The organism is Aphanothece sacrum FPU1 (assembly GCF_003864295.1).
Lineage (GTDB): Bacteria > Cyanobacteriota > Cyanobacteriia > Cyanobacteriales > Microcystaceae > Aphanothece_B > Aphanothece_B sacrum.
In genome coordinates this window covers 62,625-81,115 of record NZ_BDQK01000013.1, presented here as the reverse complement: position 1 = coordinate 81,115, position 18,491 = coordinate 62,625, and the positions used below count along the sequence as shown (strand labels likewise).

The window sequence follows — 18,491 nt, the reverse complement described above, 5'->3', positions numbered from 1 at the left end:
AAAAATACAAACCAAACACAATAACGCTTTTAGTCTTTTCGACCATCAGAAAGTGCAAGAGTTTAGTTTTTGATGTGTCAAAATTCCAGAGCGAACAAAAATCCCCTATCACAAGATAGGGGATTTTTTCATTACTTAAGACTAGCAGTCAGACGTTAACCGAACTTACCCGCCGTTGAAGCAATGAGGAAAGCTGCGTAGGTGAGGATGTAACCCGCAGTGAAGTGAGCTAAACCAACTACACGAGCTTGAACAATAGAAAGAGCAACAGGCTTGTCTTTCCAACGAACTAGGTTCGCTAAAGGAGTCCGTTCGTGCGCCCAAACAATGGTTTCAATCAACTCTTGCCAATAACCACGCCAAGATATGAGGAACATGAAACCAGTTGCCCAAACTAGGTGTCCAAGAAGGAACATCCAAGCCCAAACAGACAAGTTATTAACACCGTAGGGGTTATAACCGTTAATCAACTGAGCAGAGTTTGCCCACAGATAATCCCGGAACCAACCCATCAGGTAAGTAGAATTTTCGTTGAACTGAGCAACGTTACCAGACCAAACACCTAAATGTTTCCAGTGCCAGTAGAAAGTCAACCAACCCAAGGTGTTGAGCATCCAGAACATAGCGAGGTAGAAGGAATCCCAAGCTGAGATATCACAAGTACCACCCCGTCCAGGGCCATCACAAGGGAAAGCATAACCGAAGTCTTTCTTATCGGGCATCAATTTAGATCCCCGTGCATCTAAAGCACCTTTAACCAAAATTAGGGTAGTGGTGTGTAAGCCTAATGCGATCGCATGGTGAACTAAGAAGTCTCCAGGGCCAATGGTTAAGAACAAGGAGTTAGTACCACTGTTGATAGCATCTAGCCAACCAGGTAACCAAACATCGGCATAGTTAGGATAAGCGGTAGAAGCGAGACTGTCAGGATTAGACAATAACACATCAAATCCGTACAACGCTTTACCATGAGCCGCTTGAATCCATTGAGCAAACACAGGTTCGATCAGGATTTGCTTTTCAGGAGTCCCGAAAGCAACCACGACATCATTATGAACGTAAAGGCCTAAGGTGTGGAAACCTAAGAAAAGAGACACCCAACTCAAGTGAGAGATGATCGCTTCTTTGTGTTCCAACATCCGCGCTAACACATTATTTTTGTTAGCTTCGGGATCATAGTCACGAACGAAGAAGATCGCGCCGTGAGCAAATGCCCCTACCATCAAGAATCCAGCAATATACTGGTGATGGGTATAAAGAGCCGCTTGGGTGGTGTAATCCTTAGCGATAAACGCATAGGAAGGTAAGGAATACATATGTTGTGCCACCAAGGAAGTCACAACCCCTAAACAGGCCAACGCTAAACCGAGTTGGAAGTGGAGGGAGTTGTTAACGGTGTCATACATATTCTTATGACCGTCACCCAATTTGCCACTGGGGGGTTTGTGGGCGTTGAGGATCTCTTTAATGCTGTGACCAATACCCCAGTTAGTGCGGTACATATGGCCGGCAATAATGAAGATAACCGCGATCGCCAAATGGTGATGGGCAATATCTGTTAGCCACAAAGACTCAGTTTGGGGATGGAAACCACCTAAGAAAGTTAGGATAGCGGTTCCTGCTCCTTGAGACGTGCTGAATACATGACCAGCCGTATCGGGATTCTCAGCATATACGCCCCAGTTTCCGGTAAAGAAAGGCAATAAGCCAGCCGGATGAGGAGGGGTGGATAAGAAATTATCCCAACCAACGTGCTGTCCACGGGATTCAGGGATGGCGACGTGAACCAAGTGACCAGTCCAAGCTAAGGAACTAACCCCGAACAAACCAGCCAAATGGTGGTTAAGGCGAGATTCAGCATTTTTGAACCAAGCTAAATTAGGACGGAACTTAGGTTGTAAGTGCAACCAACCGGCAAATAAGAACAGAGAAGCCAGAATCAAGAGGAAAATAGACCCTTGATAAAGTTCACCGTTGGTTCTCATGCCGATGGTGTAGAACCAGTGATAAACACCAGAATAAGCGATATCAACCGGATAAGACGCACCAGCTTGGGTAAAGGCATCAATTGCCCCTTGACCAAATTGAGGGTCCCAAATCGCATGGGCGATCGGACGGATATTAAGGGGATCTTTGATCCACTGCTCGAAGTTACCTTGCCAGGCTACGTGAAAAAGGGTGCCAGAAGTCCACAAAAAGATGATGGCGATGTGGCCGAAATGGGAGGCAAAAATCTTTTGGTAAAGATTTTCCTCGGTCATGCCATCATGGGTTTCAAAATCGTGGGCCGTGGCAATCCCATACCAAATCCGACGGGTAGTCGGGTCTTGGGCGAGATCCTGGCTAAATTTGGGAAATTTAGTTGCCATAGCTTTTAGGAAATTCTCCTCTCTAATACAATGAGGCTCATGCGGTAATTGCTGCTCATTTCCTGTGGTGGTTACTCGCTGTAACTCTTTAACAGGAACGGGAAAACGGTCTTAATGCCATCCTTATCTTAAAAGATAGAGGATAAAGGACAAAAGCTTAGAGACTAGAAAAGCCTTTTTCCTTTGTCCTTTTTCCCTAGATTAGCCAATCGATAGGCTTCGTGCCAAGAAGAATGCCCAAGTGGTAACAATTCCTCCTAACAAGTAGTGAGTTACACCTACTGCCCGTCCCTGAATGATACTCAGAGCGCGAGGTTGAATCGCTGGTGCAACTTTCAGCTTATTGTGAGCCCAAACAATTGACTCAATTAGTTCTTGCCAGTAGCCGCGACCACTAAACAGGAACATTAAGCTGAAGGCAAAGATAAAGTGACCCGCTAGGAACATGATGCCGTAAGCCGACAGAGCAGAACCGTAGGAGTTGATCACATTAGCCGCTTGCGCCCACAGGAAGTCCCGTAGCCAACCATTGATGGTAATCGCACTTTGAGCGAAATTACCCCCGGTTACGTGACTGATGCTGCCATCTGGATCGACTGTCCCCCAGACATCAGACTGCATTTTCCAACTGAAGTGGAAAATAACAATTGATAAGGAGTTGTACATCCAGAATAAGCCAAGGAACACATGATCCCAACCAGAAACTTGACAAGTACCACCCCGTCCAGGTCCATCGCAAGGGAAGCGGAAGCCGAGTTCACTCTTATCAGGAACAAGACGAGAACTACGGGCGTATAGTACCCCTTTGAGTAGAATCAAGACGGTGACGTGGATGGTAAAAGCATGGATATGGTGAACCATGAAATCAGCCGTTCCCAAAGCGATGGGCATCATAGCTACTTTTCCAGCTACGGCTACGGTGCTGCCACCGAAAGCATAACTAGCAGTTGCTAGAGCGTGAGGGGCTGTACCACCAGGTGCTAAAGTATGGATATTTTGTACCCACTGAGCAAAGATAGGCTGTAGTTGAATCGCCGTATCCGAGAACATATCTTGGGGACGACCTAAAGCCCGCATGGTGTCATTGTGGATGTATAACCCAAAGCTATGGAAGCCGAGGAAAATACAAACCCAGTTCAGATGAGAAATAAGTGCATCACGCTGACGAAGCATACGATCAAGCAGATTATTCACATTCTTCGCCGGATCATAATCCCGTACCATGAAGATCGCTCCGTGCGCTCCAGCCCCAACAATCAAGAAGCCGCCAATCCAAACGTGGTGAGTGAACAGGGACAACTGAGTGCCGTAATCAATGGCTTGGTAGGGATAGGGAGGCATGGCGTACATATGATGTGCCACAATGATGCTTAAAGAGCCCAACAGGGCCAAGTTAATGGCTAACTGAGCGTGCCATGAGGTGGTCAGGATTTCATATAATCCTTTGTGACCTTCTCCGGTAAAGGGGCCTTTATGCGCCTCTAGAATTTCCTTCATGCTATGGCCAATGCCCCAGTTAGTCCGGTACATATGACCAGCGATGATGAACAAAACTGCGATCGCTAAGTGATGATGGGCTTGATCAGATAGCCACAGTCCACCCGTAACGGGGTTCAACCCACCCTTGAAGGTTAAGAAGTCTGAATAGACTCCCCAGTTCAAGGTAAAGAAGGGGGTTAAGCCTTGGGCAAAACTGGGATATAACTCGGCCATTTTGCTCGGATCAAGAAACTCATGGGGTAAGGGAATGTCTTTCGGAGCAACTCCCGCATCCAACAGTTTGTTCACTGGTAAGGAAACATGAATCTGGTGTCCGGCCCAGGATAAAGAGCCTAAGCCCAATAATCCCGATAGGTGATGGTTCATCATGGACTCCACGTTTTGGAACCACTCAAGCTTAGGAGCTCTCTTGTGGTAGTGGAACCATCCAGCAAACAACATCAAACCAGCCATGACTAAGCCACCGATAGCAGTACAGTACAACTGATAGCTATTGGTATAACCAGAGGCTCTCCAGAGGTAAAACAGACCAGATGTAATCTGAATTCCGTGGAACCCACCCCCAACATCCGCGTTTAAAATACCTTGACCCACAATGGGCCAAACTACTTGGGCGCTGGGTTTGATGGCAGTGGGATTTCCTAGCCAAGCTTCATAATTAGAAAACTTCGCGCCATGAAAATACATGCCGCTCAACCAAACAAAGATAACGGCTAAGTGACCGAAGTGCGCACTAAATATTTTTCTAGATACGTCTTCTAAGTCACTGGTTTGACTATCAAAATCGTGTGCATCGGCGTGGAGATTCCAAATCCAGGTGGTGGTTTTTGGACCTCTAGCCAGGGTCCGGTCGAAGTGTCCGGGTTTGCCCCACTTCTCGAAAGAAGTTGGCACGGGATCATTATCTACCATGACCTTAGCTTTCGCCTCAGGACCTTTTGTCATGAGGGTTCTCCTCTCTCGACAATAAACTTTAGGGTTTTCCTATTTAAAACAGTGTAATAGAAGATGAGCAAAAATAGGATCTTTTGCTGATCTTTTGATTCCGTTTGATATGCGCGTTTTTATTACGTTGCAAGCCAAACCATCAATAGTTGATGATAAGTCTTAGATCACTTTTATGTTAGATCTGCTTAACAATAATTAAAATTAGCCTCACTCTCTAGAAAATTACCCCTATTTCAACAAAGTTAAGGCACATAAAGTCAAGTTTATTTTACTTTTATTTACAAAAGTTAAGAAAAATAAATTTATAGGGTGAGTCCATCAGTATATAAGTGCCTAAAAAAAATTAATTACAGAGACAGGGCGGGTTTATTCATTTGGTGAGAATCATTGATTGATGTAAAAAACCCGCCCCTATCATCTTTTGTGTACCTAATATATATCTATATTAATGATAGATAATAGTAATGGGTTGATCTATGGTTCTAACTCAGAGGTTATGGCGGTAGGGCCATAATTAGTGGGATCAGCTTCATAACTAGGAGCAAAAACCCGAATTCCGGCTTCTTGGCAGCAGTCGCGGATATTTTCGTGTAATTGTGACCTTGCTTCTTCATATTCTTTAAAGTTTTTTTCTTTAAAATATTCCCAATTAATATAAACACTCAGTTGATAAGTAACATATACTTCATTAAGAGATTCTTGAACGACAAAAGGAACCGGAGACTCTGCAATCCCATCAGTTCTTAAAGCAGCTTGAATCAGAGCATTATAAGCTTGTTGCCAGGGAATTTCGTAACCTAAGTAAACAGGAGTTCGCACGATTAAGGGCAGATTTAATTCTTTTGAAGAAAAACTCCAATTAGAAATAGAAGTCGTAATAATTTCAGAATTGGGAATACTAATTACTATATTAGTAGCCGTAAGAAGTCGAGTAACCAGCAGAGTTGTTTCCAGAACTTTTCCAGAAATCTCACCAATGGTAATGTAATCTCCTACACGAAAAGCACGAGTATAAATCAGTATAGTACCTGACACTACATTAGAAATAACAGAAGTCGAACCCAAGGAAAAAAGTAAGCCTAAAAATACAGAAATTCCTTGGAATGCTGGAGAATTAAACCCCGGTAATAAAGGGACTACAATAATCGCTGTTAAAACAATAATTCCCGAATTTACCAGTCTAGAAGTAGGTAAACTCCACTCAGGATAAAAGCCGGGCAAAGAAAAGGTTTCTTGGCGTAACTCCTCAAAAAAGGACTTAGATAAACGCAGAAAAAAACAAGCCGTTACAATGACAAGGATAATGATTAATAAGCTAGGTAAATAGGCAATAAAAGCTTGCCATCCTGTTGTTAAAGTGCTTGAAATATAATGCCAAAAACTCTTAGCTAAACTTCTTGTCAATATAAATTGGCTTAAAACAAAAGGAAAATAGAGAATAAATAGCCCTAAAATGATTCCTAAGTGAAGAATACGAGCTAATGAATGGATTACATTATCTAATTGATTAGCTCGTATTAATTCAAAACTACCAATACGAACTGGCTGAATATAAGTCATTCCCCAGATTTTAAGTTTTTGATCAATTTTGCCAAAAGTATTATTCGTAATAAATAAACAAATCCATAAAATAAAAGTTGTAATAATACTAAGAATAATTCCACGAATAAAGTTGAGAAAACCTCGTTCTTGACGATACCTTTCAACAGCTTTTTTAATATTTTGTAGACGTTCTTCTGATAACTGTGAACGAGTCATATTAGCTGCTTTAGCATCTGCTTCAGTAACAGTTGTAATGGTAATACTTCCTGCTGAAATTATCGTTAGCGGAATACCATCGTTATCTCCTATATACATCTCAATATCATCAATAGATATCTTTTCATCATTGGCAAATTCTTTCAATCTATTGTTAACCCCTTTAGCCCGATTTTGAGTAGAAATTCCTCCTAATGGTTTTTTCAGGGTAAATATGGTTTGACCGTCTAGCATCACAGGAAAATCTCCTGAGTCACCTGATGGGGTAGACTGTGCCATGATTAGGGGAGTAACTGTAACCACCACCAAGCTGATAAGTAGCCAGATGATAAAATTTTGGATGACTTTCTTCATTTCCAGAGATTTGATGCACTAGATTTATTTTAAAAGTAATTCTGGGTATGGTAATAATACTCAAGAAAATTCTCAACCATTACGACTATATCAAAACCCACCCCTACAACTTAGCGATCGCCAAAATAATAATGTCAAAGGGTTTCAAAGAAGATGGTAGACTGTGATGTTAGGCACAAAATGACCAATACATAATGGTTGACAAAGTATCAAGACCTGATACATTTAGCAAAATTGGCACAGTAATTTTATTGATTCAGTATGAAAGTTCTGGTTATTGGCGGTGACGGTTATTGCGGTTGGGCAACCGCCCTACATCTTTCTAATGAAGGTTATGAGGTTGGCATTCTCGATAACTTAATTAGACGGTATTGGGATAGTAAATTGGGGGTAGATACATTAACACCCATTGCCTCCATTCAGCAACGCATTCAACGCTGGAAGGATCTCACAGGCAAAACAATTGATCTGTTTGTTGGGGACATCACAGACTATAGCTTTTTAAGTCAATCTTTACGGGAGTTTGAACCAACCACAATCGTTCATTTTGGAGAACAACGTTCGGCCCCTTATTCCATGATTGATCGAGAACACGCGGTTTTTACCCAAGTTAACAACGTGGTGGGAACCCTGAACATTCTCTACGCAATGAAGGAAGATTTTCCCGATTGTCACTTAGTTAAACTGGGAACCATGGGAGAATACGGAACCCCTAACATTGATATTGAAGAAGGGTATATCACTATTGAACATAATGGACGTAAGGACACTTTACCCTATCCCAAACAACCAGGAAGTTTCTATCATCTGAGTAAGGTACATGATAGTCATAATATCCATTTCGCTTGCAAAATTTGGGGTCTACGGGCTACAGATTTAAACCAAGGGGTTGTTTATGGGGTATTAACCGAAGAAACGGGTATGGATGAAATATTCATTAACCGTCTTGACTATGATGGTGTCTTTGGGACAGCTTTGAACCGTTTCTGTATTCAGGCAGCTATTGGCCATCCTTTGACTGTTTATGGAAAAGGTGGACAAACTAGAGGTTTCTTGGATATTCGCGATACGGTACGTTGTGTTGAAATTGCGATCGCTAATCCGGCTGATGCAGGAAAGTTTCGCGTCTTTAACCAGTTTACCGAATTATTCAGTATCGGGGACTTAGCCATGATGGTGAAAAAAGCGGGAAATTCTATGGGGTTAGATGTAGAAATCAATCATTTAGAAAATCCCAGGGTTGAATTAGAAGAACACTATTTCAATGCTAAAAACACCAATTTGCTTGATTTAGGGTTACAACCTCATTATCTTTCCGATTCACTTTTAGATTCTTTATTAAACTTTGCTACTAAGTATAAAGATCGAGTGGATGAACAACAAATTTTACCCAAGGTATCTTGGCGTAGAAAATAATTTAATGTAGGGGAGGTAAAACAGTGAACAGTAAACAGTGAACAGTTATCAGTTATCCGTAAGGGAGTATTCGACCCTGTTAACTGTTAACTGATAACTGATAACTGATTTAAGTTGACCCCTACTTTTTTATAGGCCTTTTAACTGATGAATTTCTTCGGCCACTCGTTTTAATCGTTTTAATTGTGCTTTCATATCGCTTTTCGTCCAATTAGCAGCAAATTGATTAAATCCCCAACTGACTAAAGGATTAGGAATTTCAAATTCAAAACGGTTAATTAATTGGGTTCCTTGCAGTTTGGGCTGACATTCCCAGCGATCGCGTCCTTTAAAAAAGCCTTCAAACTGCCAAACAATTAACCCTGGTTCCCGTTCAATAACATGACTAATTAGGGTAGGATTAATTAGAGGTATATTAATAATAAATCGGCTTTTGCCACCTATTTCGGTACTCCATTCTCTAATAGGTTCACATTTTAATGCAGGGTTTAACCATCGGTGCATTAAATCAAGATCGGTAATACATTGTTCAACAATAGTCGCACTAGCATTAATTAAAATTGATTGTTCAAATATTTGGGGAGAGGACATAAACAGTAAATTACAAAGTGAAGGTTTATTAAGGAGTCACACAAAATTAATTACATAAAATTCGTAGGGGCGGGTTTTTTACAAAATCCATGATTCTCACAAAAAAACTAGATAAACCCGCCCTGTTTTTTTTACAAGATCCATGATTCTCACAATAGGTACTTAATTTAAACTGAAGCAAAATTAACTGAAGATTTAATTGGCAAAAATAGATCAGGAGACAGGTTAAAAAAAGCTGCTAATGCTTGAATGTCAGAAGTTGTTAATTGACGTTTTCCATTTAAAATATCAGAAACAATTGATTCAATTCTAAGAATCAGTACAAAATCCTTTGATTTTAATCCATTATCTTCCAATAAAAATTTTAAAAGTTCTACTCCATAGATATCTGGAATGATATCTAATTCTTGTTCATATTCGTATATCAATGTTCCCAAAATATCTAAATAGTCTTTTTCTTCTAGTGTGAGTTCTGGTTTATCAAGTAATTCATTAATGATCTCTTGAGTAGCGTCTAATTCTTTTTCTGACTTAATGGGACGAGGAGGAAATTTTTTCAGTAGTGTTAAGTATTTTGCTTGGGAAAACATAATTGTATCCTCTAGATTGAAAAGAATAATGTTTTTGTTTCATCTCATTATGTTATGAATTAGTTAGTAAGAGTAAAACAACAGAATTTTAGGAGTGACAATAAACTTTAACTCTAAAGAGTTAAGCTATACAAACAAAGGTTGCCTACGCAACCTATAGTTTAGTCCGCGAAGGCGGACTTCGTTTTTATAGGATTAGACTTTAGTCTGTTAGTAATTAATAATTATTAATTTAGCAGAGTAAGTCGGGTAGAATTGTTTTTTACTTTCTCCACCCATTCTAGCAATTTTGAAAGTTTAATGTCAAGAGATAATCTAAGCATTAGTCATATCTTCAGGACGAACAATAGCAGAAAATTCTTCTGCACTGAGAAAGCCTAACGCAACACAAGCTTGCTGTAAACTGGTATTCTCTTTATAGGCTTTTTTCGCAACTTGGGCTGCTTGATCATACCCAATATGAGGGTTAAGAGCAGTTACCAACATCAAAGAATTATTGACAAAATAGTTAATTTGATCATGATTAACTTTAATTCCCAATACTAAGTGATCTGTAAAAGAAGAACAAGAATCAGCTAATAAACGAATAGAATTTAACAAATTGAAAATAATCATGGGTTTAAAAACATTTAACTCAAAATTTCCTTGACTTCCTCCTACACTAATAGCCATATCATTCCCCATAACTTGAGCGCAAACCATCGTCATCGCTTCACATTGAGTAGGATTAACTTTACCTGGCATAATTGATGATCCAGGCTCATTTTCTGGTAGAGTAAGTTCAGCTAATCCACAACGAGGCCCTGAACCTAACCAGCGTATATCATTAGCAATTTTCATCAAAGAACAGGCTAATGTTTTCAAGGCTGAACTGGTCATAATCATAGCATCATGAGCGGCTAAAGCAGCGAATTTATTATGAGCAGAAATAAAGGGTAAATCGGTTAATTTAGCGATTTCATCGGCAACTCTTTCGGCAAATTCAGGATGAGTATTAAGTCCTGTTCCTACTGCAGTTCCTCCGATAGCTAATTCATACAAATCAGGCAAAGTTTTCTTAATACGATCAATATCTTTATCCAGTTGAGAAACATATCCCGAAAATTCTTGTCCTAATGTCAAAGGAACCGCATCCATTAAATGAGTTCTACCAATTTTAACAATAGGGTTAAATTCTACCATTTTTAAAGTTAAAGCTTCCCGTAATTTAGTCACCATTGGTAACAAATTATGCTCAATTTCTTCTACTGCTGCTATGTGCATTGCCGTAGGAAAGGTATCATTAGAAGATTGAGACATATTAACATGATCATTGGGATGAATTGGCTCTTTACTACCTAAAATTCCTCCAGCTAATTCGATAGCGCGATTAGAAATTACTTCGTTCGCATTCATATTGGTTTGAGTACCACTTCCTGTTTGCCAAATTTTCAGAGGAAAGTGATCATCTAATTTCCCTAAAATTACTTCATCACTGGCTTTTATAATTAATTTGGCTTTATCAAAAGCTAATTTATTTAAGTCACAATTAACTTTAGTTGCTGCTTTTTTAAGAATACCAATTGCCCGAATCATTTCTCTGGGCATGACATCTTTCCCAATAGCAAAATACTGTAGCGATCGCTGAGTTTGCGCACCCCAATAACACTCATTAGGAACTTCAATCTCTCCCATACTATCTTTCTCTTTACGCATACATTCTCTCCTATTTAATGAATAATAATTGATAAAATTTAAACTAATTCTTATTAAGTTGATATCATCAAACCTAATAGCCAGATACCCTTTGAATTCTATTAACCCTAAATCTTTATCCCTGGATATTACAGAAACTTTTAACCTTTACCCTTTCTCCATTGGTTAGAATCAAATCATGAATTCATTCTAAAGCTGAATATGAGCTGTGATCGTTGACAAGTTAAAAAAAATGGGGTAAACTAAGTTCACCCCGGAGATTTGTATCTTTAGCTCGAAGGAAATCTACAGTAAATTCTAGATTCGACAAAAGTAAAGTTACACTAAAAACTACTCCTACGTTAGTTAGTGTAGTAACATCTTTCTGCTTCCAACTGCTCAACTAAATTAGTTTCCCCTTTAGCTCTGGCAACCTCTAAACGTTGCTGTGGTATCGAATGAGGCGCGTTCCTTCAAGAGTTCCACTCTCTACTTCCGTCTACTCTAAGCAGATGAACGATTTATCCTTGACTATTCCAAGATAACAGATTTTGCGTTCAAATAGTGTAGGGTTTTCTGCCATAAACCGAACTTCAAGCTATTTTTATCTAGTATTGTCGAGATACGGAGAGGGAGGGATTCGAACCCTCGATGAGTGTTACCCCATAACTCCTTAGCAGGGAGCCGCTTTCAACCGCTCAGCCACCTCTCCAAAGGCACAGAATACTATGGTAACAGATTGATGTCCCTTTTTACCAGAATTTTGCTAGATTTTTATTATATTAAGTATTGCAACGTCTTGTTCTAGAAATGTAAGGTAAGGTTTTAACATTAAAAACTTAATATGTGTTTTTTAGGAGAACCTCGATTTATGTATTCCACCCTTTTGCTGACTGCTGTTCCTTCCACTATCGTTTGGAGTCCTAAAGTCGCTTTTGTGATGATTGCTTGTAATATTGTTGCGATCGCGTTTGGTAAACTGACCATAGCTAAACCAAGTGAAGGACCTGGTCTACCTTCTCCTAATTTGTTCGGTGGTATGGGTTTAGGTGCTTTACTCGGAACCACCAGTTTTGGTCATATCTTAGGGGCTGGTGTCATTCTTGGATTAGCTAGTGCAGGTGCATTGTAGTTAAGGCTTGGGGTCAACAGTTGTTGACCCCAACAAAAATTAAGATAGAAAAAAATAATTAAGTATAATTGTTTGTTTGTGATTTTTGTTACAATTTGTTTTGTCCCCTTGAGAGTTGTTAGTAAGTAAGAGATAATTTGAAGGGAAAGCTAATTTATGTCTACCAGATTCTGGTGAGGAGTTTAATGATGCTTAACATGATTGAAAGTCGGGTTAAATACTCTGTTGATGTTATCCGCGAAGAAGCTTATCAATTGGTCTGTGAAGGTAAGCTACATCGTCAACAATCAATTTATAATCTTTGTAAGTACATTCCTCCTTGTGAATGGCCAAATGTGGAATGTGAGTTAGAACGGCATGATTTTTTACTCAGAGATCCTATTATTGATTTGTTGAGTGGTAAATCATGGATAGATGATTAGGGATAGCAACATTCAGTTGAGATTCTCAGATAATATTCCTAATAAGTCATAATATGAGTTATCTTGATGACAGGCTCCTTTGAGATAGGGGTCTTGTTGTTTATTTTATGGTATTTCCTATATTGAACAGTCTGGGGTTATTCCCTGTAGAGTACATTTTTTTTTTAGAGGTAGAAACTATCTATATTGATTGGTTAGAAGCTTCTTTTAGAAAACGATAGTGGGTTAATCTAGACGAGAGCATTAATCTAATTCAAGAAGAAGTTATGATTATAGCACATTTACCGGATTATTTCAAGCAAGTTTAATCTTTTAACGGTTATGACTAAATCTTCTCAAAAAATCACTATTTTATTCTTAGCGTTTAGTTTAATAGGGCTACTAGAAAAATCTGCTTCTAAGGAAATAAATTTTTCTGAATCGTTTCAAGGTTGGGTATTAAATCTGTTACAAGGAGAAGATAATCAACCGAAAACACTGAATAATTTTCAATCATCTTTGTCTAATTATTTTGTTAAAAATAATTCTGATAAATCTCTGAAAAATTGTGAACCTAAGATAGAAGAACCCAATTTTTTGGTTATGGGAGGAGGAGGAAATCCGAGTTATAATGAGATTGCTTTGGAAAAGAATGTTTTATATTTTCAACGAACCTTAAAACAGATGGGATATCCTCCTTCATCTGCTAATATTTTCTTTGCTAATGGGAATGATGGACAAGCAACTATTCGCTATCTAAATCCTCAAAGACAAGAAAAATTTAAAGTTCCGAATATTCCTGATCTTAAGGGGTCAGCAACTGTTCAAAATTTAAACAACTGGGTCGATCATCTTAAACTAAATGGCAAGAATAAGCCCATATTTTTCTATTTTACTGGTCATGGTATCCTGAATCATGAAAATGCCAATAATAATGCTTTAATGTTGTGGGGAGATACTCCATTAACGGTGAGAACTTTGGCTAATATGTTGAATAAATTACCAAAAAATAGTCATATTGTAACAATGATGGCTCAATGTTATTCAGGTTCATTTGCTAACTTTATTTATCAAGATGGAAATCCTAATAAACCTTTAGCCTTACAGACTCGTTGTGGTTTTTTTGCGACTATTAAAACTTTGCCCTCTGTGGGATGTACTCCAGAAGTTGATGAAGCAGATTATCGAGATTATAGTTCTAGTTTTTTTGCCGGATTAAGTGGAGTAAATCGTATCGGTAAACCTGTTGCTTCGGCAGATTATAATCAAGATGGACGAGTCAGTTATTATGAATTATGAATTATGAATTATGAATTATGAAATTAGATTTTCTGAACTACTATATGGGCGGGTTTATCTAGCCTTTTTGTGAGAATCAAGGAACATAGGGCGGGTTTATTTTACTTCTTTGTGAGAATCAAGGAACATAGGGCGGGTTTATTTTACTTCTTTGTGAGAATAATAACTCCTGTAAAAAACCCGCCCCTACAAAAACCCGCCCCTACAAAAACCTGCCCCTACTCAATTCCTTTGTTAAATTTCAAAAATTAAGTAATAATCAAACGTTAAGATAACAAATAACAATTAATTATGACCTTTTCTCAAGAATTTGAACTTCTGCTACGGGCCTGCTATCCTTTAATCTATATTCCTACTCCCGAAGAAGAACGAGTAGAAACCGCGATCGCCAGTTGCGCACAAAAAATGCTTAATCGTTCTGTCTATATTTGGGATTTTGTGGACGGATATCAAGATAACCCGAATAATGAAGGCGTAGGAAAACGTAACCCCCTCCAAGCATTAGAATTTGTGGAAAAATTACCGCAAAATGTTGGGGGAATTTTCATTTTAAGAGATTTTCAAAGATTTCTCGAAGATGTTTCTATTTCCCGTAAACTGCGTAATCTAGCGCGACAGTTAAAATCTCAACCCAAAAATATCGTTATTATTTCCCCTGAAGTGGAAATTCCCCGCGAATTAAGCGAAGTTCTCACAATTGTAGATTTTCCCTTACCTAATGGCACAGAAATTAAAACAGAAATTCAACGACTATTAGCCTCCACCGGACAATCTTTATCTGATACCCTATTAGATGAATTAGTGCGCTCATCTCAAGGTCTTTCTTTAGAACGTATTCGTCGCGTTCTAACCCGTTGTTTAGCCAGTCATGGACGCATTGAACCCGAAGACGTAGAACTGATTTTGGAAGAAAAACGTCAATCTATCCGTCAAACCCAGATTCTCGACTTTTACCCCGCAACTGAACAAATTACCGATATTGGGGGATTAGATAATCTCAAAGATTGGTTGTTGCGTCGCGGTGGGGCATTTAGTCAACGAGCTAGAGCATATGGACTTCCTCATCCGAGGGGATTATTATTAGTAGGCATTCAGGGAACGGGAAAATCCCTAACAGCTAAAGCCATTTCACATCATTGGCATTTACCCTTATTAAGATTGGATGTAGGGCGATTATTTGGGGGTTTGGTGGGAGAATCAGAGTCTCGTACTCGTCAGATGATTAGTTTAGCTGAAGCATTAGCCCCTTGTGTTCTGTGGATAGATGAAATTGACAAAGGATTTGGGGGTGTGGAGGGAAAAGGGGACGGAGGGACGACAAGTCGGGTTTTTGGCACGTTTATTAATTGGTTAGCGGAAAAACAATCTCCGGTGTTTGTCGTGGCTACAGCTAATAATATTCAGACTTTACCACCGGAAATGTTAAGAAAGGGACGCTTTGACGAAATTTTCTTTGTGGGTTTGCCTTCTCAAGAGGAACGAGAAGCTATTTTTAACGTCCACTTGTCTAGACTCCGACCCCATAATCTGAAAAATTACGACATTAAGCGACTCGCTTATGAAACCCCAGATTTTTCGGGGGCAGAAATCGAACAAACCCTAATTGAGGCAATGCACATTGGTTTTAGTCAAAATCGAGACTTTACCAATGATGATATTTTAGAGGCAGCTAGTCAGATTATTCCTTTAGCACGAACTGCTCAAGAACAAATTGAGTTTCTGCAAAACTGGGCTGCTGCTGGAAAGGCACGTCTAGCTTCTCGCAATAGTCGCTTAAGTAGTCCAATTTCGGGTTAATTCCTTTAAACTAAGGGGATTCAAGTTTACAATCTTTCGTTAAGTTTCTAATTTTAAAGAGATTATGAATCGTTTATCTTCACTGTTTCAATTTATTTTAGGCTTTTTCTTAGGGGTTATTCTTCTAGTAAGCGGAACGACTGCCTTAGCTTACGTTGTCTTATATCGGATGTCGTCTACTCCCCCAAAACCTACTTTTGCTGAGGAAAAACCTAAACCCAAAGTAACTGCCAAAGATGAATCTAAAACTACCCCTCAAGTAGCTAAAACTCCAGTTCAAGAAGTTCCTAAACAAGAAGTAGCGGCTAAAGAACCAGAACCTTCTCCTGAAGTGAAAGAGGAGGAGACAGAAAAGTTACCCGATGGGGCATATAAAGCAACTGTTAATTGGTCAACTGGCTTAAGTTTGCGAGCTGAACCTGGTCAAGAAGCTGAAAGAATTGGCGGGGTGGACTATAATACTGAATTGATTATTTTAAGTACCAGTCCTGATGGCAATTGGCAAAAAGTTCGGGTTGCTGGTGGCTCTCAAGAAGGTTGGATTAAAGCAGGTAATGTACAAAAAGTAGAATAATACTCTTAGTTGGTTGGGTGGCATTGTCCACCCCCTGCTTAAGGTACAAGCTATCTATATGCGCCCACACTTCACCCATTTTACCTCTACTATTACCAAAAAATATACAATAAGTAGTATGGATCTGTCAAGCCCATTCTCTCGTTTCTTATTAAGAATCTTTCTCACTATTTTTAGTTCACAATGAACATTTTCAAGAGTATTTTGTATTCAATATTACAGTTTTTCGTGAAAAATATTAGTTAAAAAATACAAATATGTTACAAACTGATTGATTATAAAAGCTTTTTAATAGAGTTCCTCCCGACAAATATAAGTGCTATCGCGTAAAATCGAACCATAGTATAGTATTTATCGAACATTTCTTAAACGAATTAATCCCGAAAGACCACTATATTTAGCAATTGCCCAAGATATTTATCAAGACTTCTTTCAACGTCCTGCTATTCAAGAAATTATTACAGATCAACAAATAAACTTGATTGTTTTTGACCCCAATTTAGAGGAAATTCTTCAATGGATAACTTAGCACAATACCGACAAATAATCCCAAAAATCATCGAGAAACACGCAGCTTATCAACCTAGTTATGGAGACATCGAAACGATCCAAGTTTGTGATTTAGTTCACGATAATTATCTGCTGATGAATTTGGGTTGGGATCGAACAGGTCGAGTTCATGCAGTCGATTTACATTTGCGAATTCGAGAGAATAAGATTTGGATTGAGTGGGATGGAACAGAAAACGGTGTGACCGAAGAACTTTTAAAAGCAGGAGTTTTAAAAGAAGATATTGTCTTAGGGTTTTATCGTCCTGAACGACGTTCCATCACTGATTTTTCAGTAGCTCATTGAATTGTTTTAGTTATTCACTGTTTAAATGTGTCTTAGCTTACTATTAAGCCCTGAAATTTAAGCTTATTACTTATTACTCTTGCCTTCTGGCAAAATTAACATACCATCCCCAAAAGAATAAAACCGATATTTTTGCTTGATCGCCTCTTGATATAAACTCATCAATCTTTCTCTGCCAATCAAGGCACTAACTAACATTAATAAACTAGAACAAGGCAGATGAAAATTAGTAATCATGCCCTCAACCACCTGCCATTTATACCCAGGATAAATAAATAAATCCGTCTTAGCCCGAAAAGGAATTAAACCATCTTTCCCTTCACTTTTAGCCACCTTGGCCGCCCCTTCTAAACTCCTAACAACTGTAGTTCCTACCGCAATAACTCTGCCCCCTTGTTTCTTCGTCTCAACAATCTTATTAACAGTTATTTCCGGCACTTCTACCCATTCTTGGTGCATCTTATGTTGAGTAATATCACTAATTTCTACCGGACGAAACGTCCCTACACCCACGTGCAAAGTCAGATAAGCTTGACCAATACCCTTTTGACTCAACCGTTCTAATAAATCTTCCGTAAAATGTAAACCAGCAGTCGGGGCCGCCACCGCACCAGGTTCTTGAGCATAAACCGTCTGATATTGAGAAGGTTGCGCCTCAGATTCCGTAACATAAGGCGGAAACGGAATGAGTCCGACTTGTTCAAGAATTTGCCAAAATAGTTCATGAGAATTAATCTCAAACTTTAATAGTCGTCCCCCCGTCTCCTCATCCCGTTCTAAAACCGTTGCCATTAACTTGATCTGTCCGCTTTCGTCTGCGAACTCAATCTGAGAACCCAGAGTAAACCTTTTTCCTGGTTTAACCAAGGCTAACCAACAGAAAGGGGACTTCTCCTCTAACAGTAAAATCTCTACAGGGGCCCCCGTAGATTTTCGACCATACAAACGGGCCGGAATCACACGAGTATTATTAAACACCAACAAGTCCCCAGGTAAAAGCCACTCAGTCAAATCCCGAAATTGACTATGAACCTGAGTTGTTGCTGAATTAACCACTAATAAACGAGAACTATCTCTAGGGGTAACAGGGGTTTGAGCAATTAATTCAGGAGGTAAATGATAATCATAACTAGCTAATAACTGATCATTCATCATCGGATCACAAATAACACTACTTTTTCCGGGTAAACAGTCCTTTTCGTCGGGGTCAACAGCCCTTGATCCCGACAATTT

15 protein-coding genes, 1 tRNA gene and 1 riboswitch are annotated in these 18,491 nt (G+C 39.1%); of the genes, 8 read left to right on the top strand and 8 right to left on the bottom strand.

The genetic code is table 11. The features are described 5' to 3' along the window. Positions 1–155: 155 nt before the first annotated feature. The 3 genes from psaB to AsFPU1_RS10915 form a co-directional block, all read right to left on the bottom strand. Positions 156–2,369: a photosystem I core protein PsaB gene (gene psaB / locus AsFPU1_RS10925; protein WP_124970399.1), complete on the bottom strand. Its 2,214-nt coding sequence runs from the start codon at positions 2,367–2,369 to the stop codon at positions 156–158. A gap of 201 nt (positions 2,370–2,570) precedes the next feature. Next, on the bottom strand, positions 2,571–4,814 hold the full coding sequence (gene psaA, locus AsFPU1_RS10920; protein ID WP_124970396.1) for a photosystem I core protein PsaA: 2,244 nt from the start codon (positions 4,812–4,814) through the stop codon (positions 2,571–2,573). A gap of 477 nt (positions 4,815–5,291) precedes the next feature. Next, positions 5,292–6,929 (bottom strand): mechanosensitive ion channel family protein, encoded by a 1,638-nt coding sequence (locus AsFPU1_RS10915; protein ID WP_124970392.1) that lies wholly within the window; start codon positions 6,927–6,929, stop codon positions 5,292–5,294. Between the two features lie 261 nt (positions 6,930–7,190). Between AsFPU1_RS10915 and AsFPU1_RS10910 the strand changes: the two genes are divergently transcribed. Further along, positions 7,191–8,345 (top strand): UDP-sulfoquinovose synthase, encoded by a 1,155-nt coding sequence (locus AsFPU1_RS10910; RefSeq protein WP_124970389.1) that lies wholly within the window; start codon positions 7,191–7,193, stop codon positions 8,343–8,345. Between the two features lie 129 nt (positions 8,346–8,474). On the opposite strand, the gene AsFPU1_RS10905 is transcribed toward AsFPU1_RS10910, so the two are convergent. From AsFPU1_RS10905 to AsFPU1_RS10890, 4 genes are all read right to left on the bottom strand, one after another. After that, positions 8,475–8,936, bottom strand: a complete 462-nt coding sequence (locus AsFPU1_RS10905) for an SRPBCC family protein (RefSeq protein WP_124970386.1) — start codon at positions 8,934–8,936, stop codon at positions 8,475–8,477. A gap of 167 nt (positions 8,937–9,103) precedes the next feature. Next, complete coding sequence (locus AsFPU1_RS10900; RefSeq protein WP_124970383.1) at positions 9,104–9,526, bottom strand: helix-turn-helix domain-containing protein; 423 nt, start codon at positions 9,524–9,526, stop codon at positions 9,104–9,106. 315 nt (positions 9,527–9,841) lie between these two features. Beyond that, a complete protein-coding gene (gene fumC / locus AsFPU1_RS10895) occupies positions 9,842–11,221 on the bottom strand; it encodes a class II fumarate hydratase (RefSeq protein ID WP_124970379.1) in 1,380 nt (459 codons plus the stop codon). A gap of 441 nt (positions 11,222–11,662) precedes the next feature. Continuing rightward, positions 11,663–11,721, bottom strand: a riboswitch (Glutamine riboswitch). Between the two features lie 104 nt (positions 11,722–11,825). Then, positions 11,826–11,912 (bottom strand) — tRNA-Ser (locus tag AsFPU1_RS10890). 159 nt (positions 11,913–12,071) lie between these two features. Between AsFPU1_RS10890 and psaK the strand changes: the two genes are divergently transcribed. From psaK to AsFPU1_RS10850, 7 genes are all read left to right on the top strand, one after another. Then, positions 12,072–12,332, top strand: coding sequence for a photosystem I reaction center subunit PsaK (psaK, locus tag AsFPU1_RS10885; protein WP_124970376.1), 261 nt, complete (start codon positions 12,072–12,074; stop codon positions 12,330–12,332). Positions 12,333–12,520: 188 nt separating this feature from the next. Beyond that, entirely contained in the window at positions 12,521–12,754 is a 234-nt protein-coding gene (locus AsFPU1_RS10880) for a DUF4327 family protein (RefSeq protein ID WP_124970702.1), read from the top strand. A gap of 321 nt (positions 12,755–13,075) precedes the next feature. Next, positions 13,076–14,032: a caspase family protein gene (locus AsFPU1_RS10870; protein ID WP_124970374.1), complete on the top strand. Its 957-nt coding sequence runs from the start codon at positions 13,076–13,078 to the stop codon at positions 14,030–14,032. Positions 14,033–14,323: 291 nt separating this feature from the next. After that, entirely contained in the window at positions 14,324–15,829 is a 1,506-nt protein-coding gene (locus tag AsFPU1_RS10865) for a Ycf46 family AAA ATPase (RefSeq protein ID WP_124970371.1), read from the top strand. A gap of 64 nt (positions 15,830–15,893) precedes the next feature. Next, positions 15,894–16,403, top strand: coding sequence for an SH3 domain-containing protein (locus AsFPU1_RS10860; protein WP_124970368.1), 510 nt, complete (start codon positions 15,894–15,896; stop codon positions 16,401–16,403). A gap of 349 nt (positions 16,404–16,752) precedes the next feature. Beyond that, positions 16,753–16,932, top strand: coding sequence for an element excision factor XisH family protein (locus tag AsFPU1_RS10855; RefSeq protein WP_124970699.1), 180 nt, complete (start codon positions 16,753–16,755; stop codon positions 16,930–16,932). After that, positions 16,920–17,258, top strand: coding sequence for a XisI protein (locus tag AsFPU1_RS10850; protein WP_124970365.1), 339 nt, complete (start codon positions 16,920–16,922; stop codon positions 17,256–17,258). Before AsFPU1_RS10855 ends, AsFPU1_RS10850 begins: the two co-directional genes overlap by 13 nt. Before the next feature lie 66 nt (positions 17,259–17,324). Here AsFPU1_RS10850 and queA read toward each other — a convergent pair whose 3' ends face one another. Then, positions 17,325–18,413, bottom strand: coding sequence for a tRNA preQ1(34) S-adenosylmethionine ribosyltransferase-isomerase QueA (gene queA / locus AsFPU1_RS10845; RefSeq protein ID WP_124970696.1), 1,089 nt, complete (start codon positions 18,411–18,413; stop codon positions 17,325–17,327). Positions 18,414–18,491 lie beyond the last annotated feature (78 nt).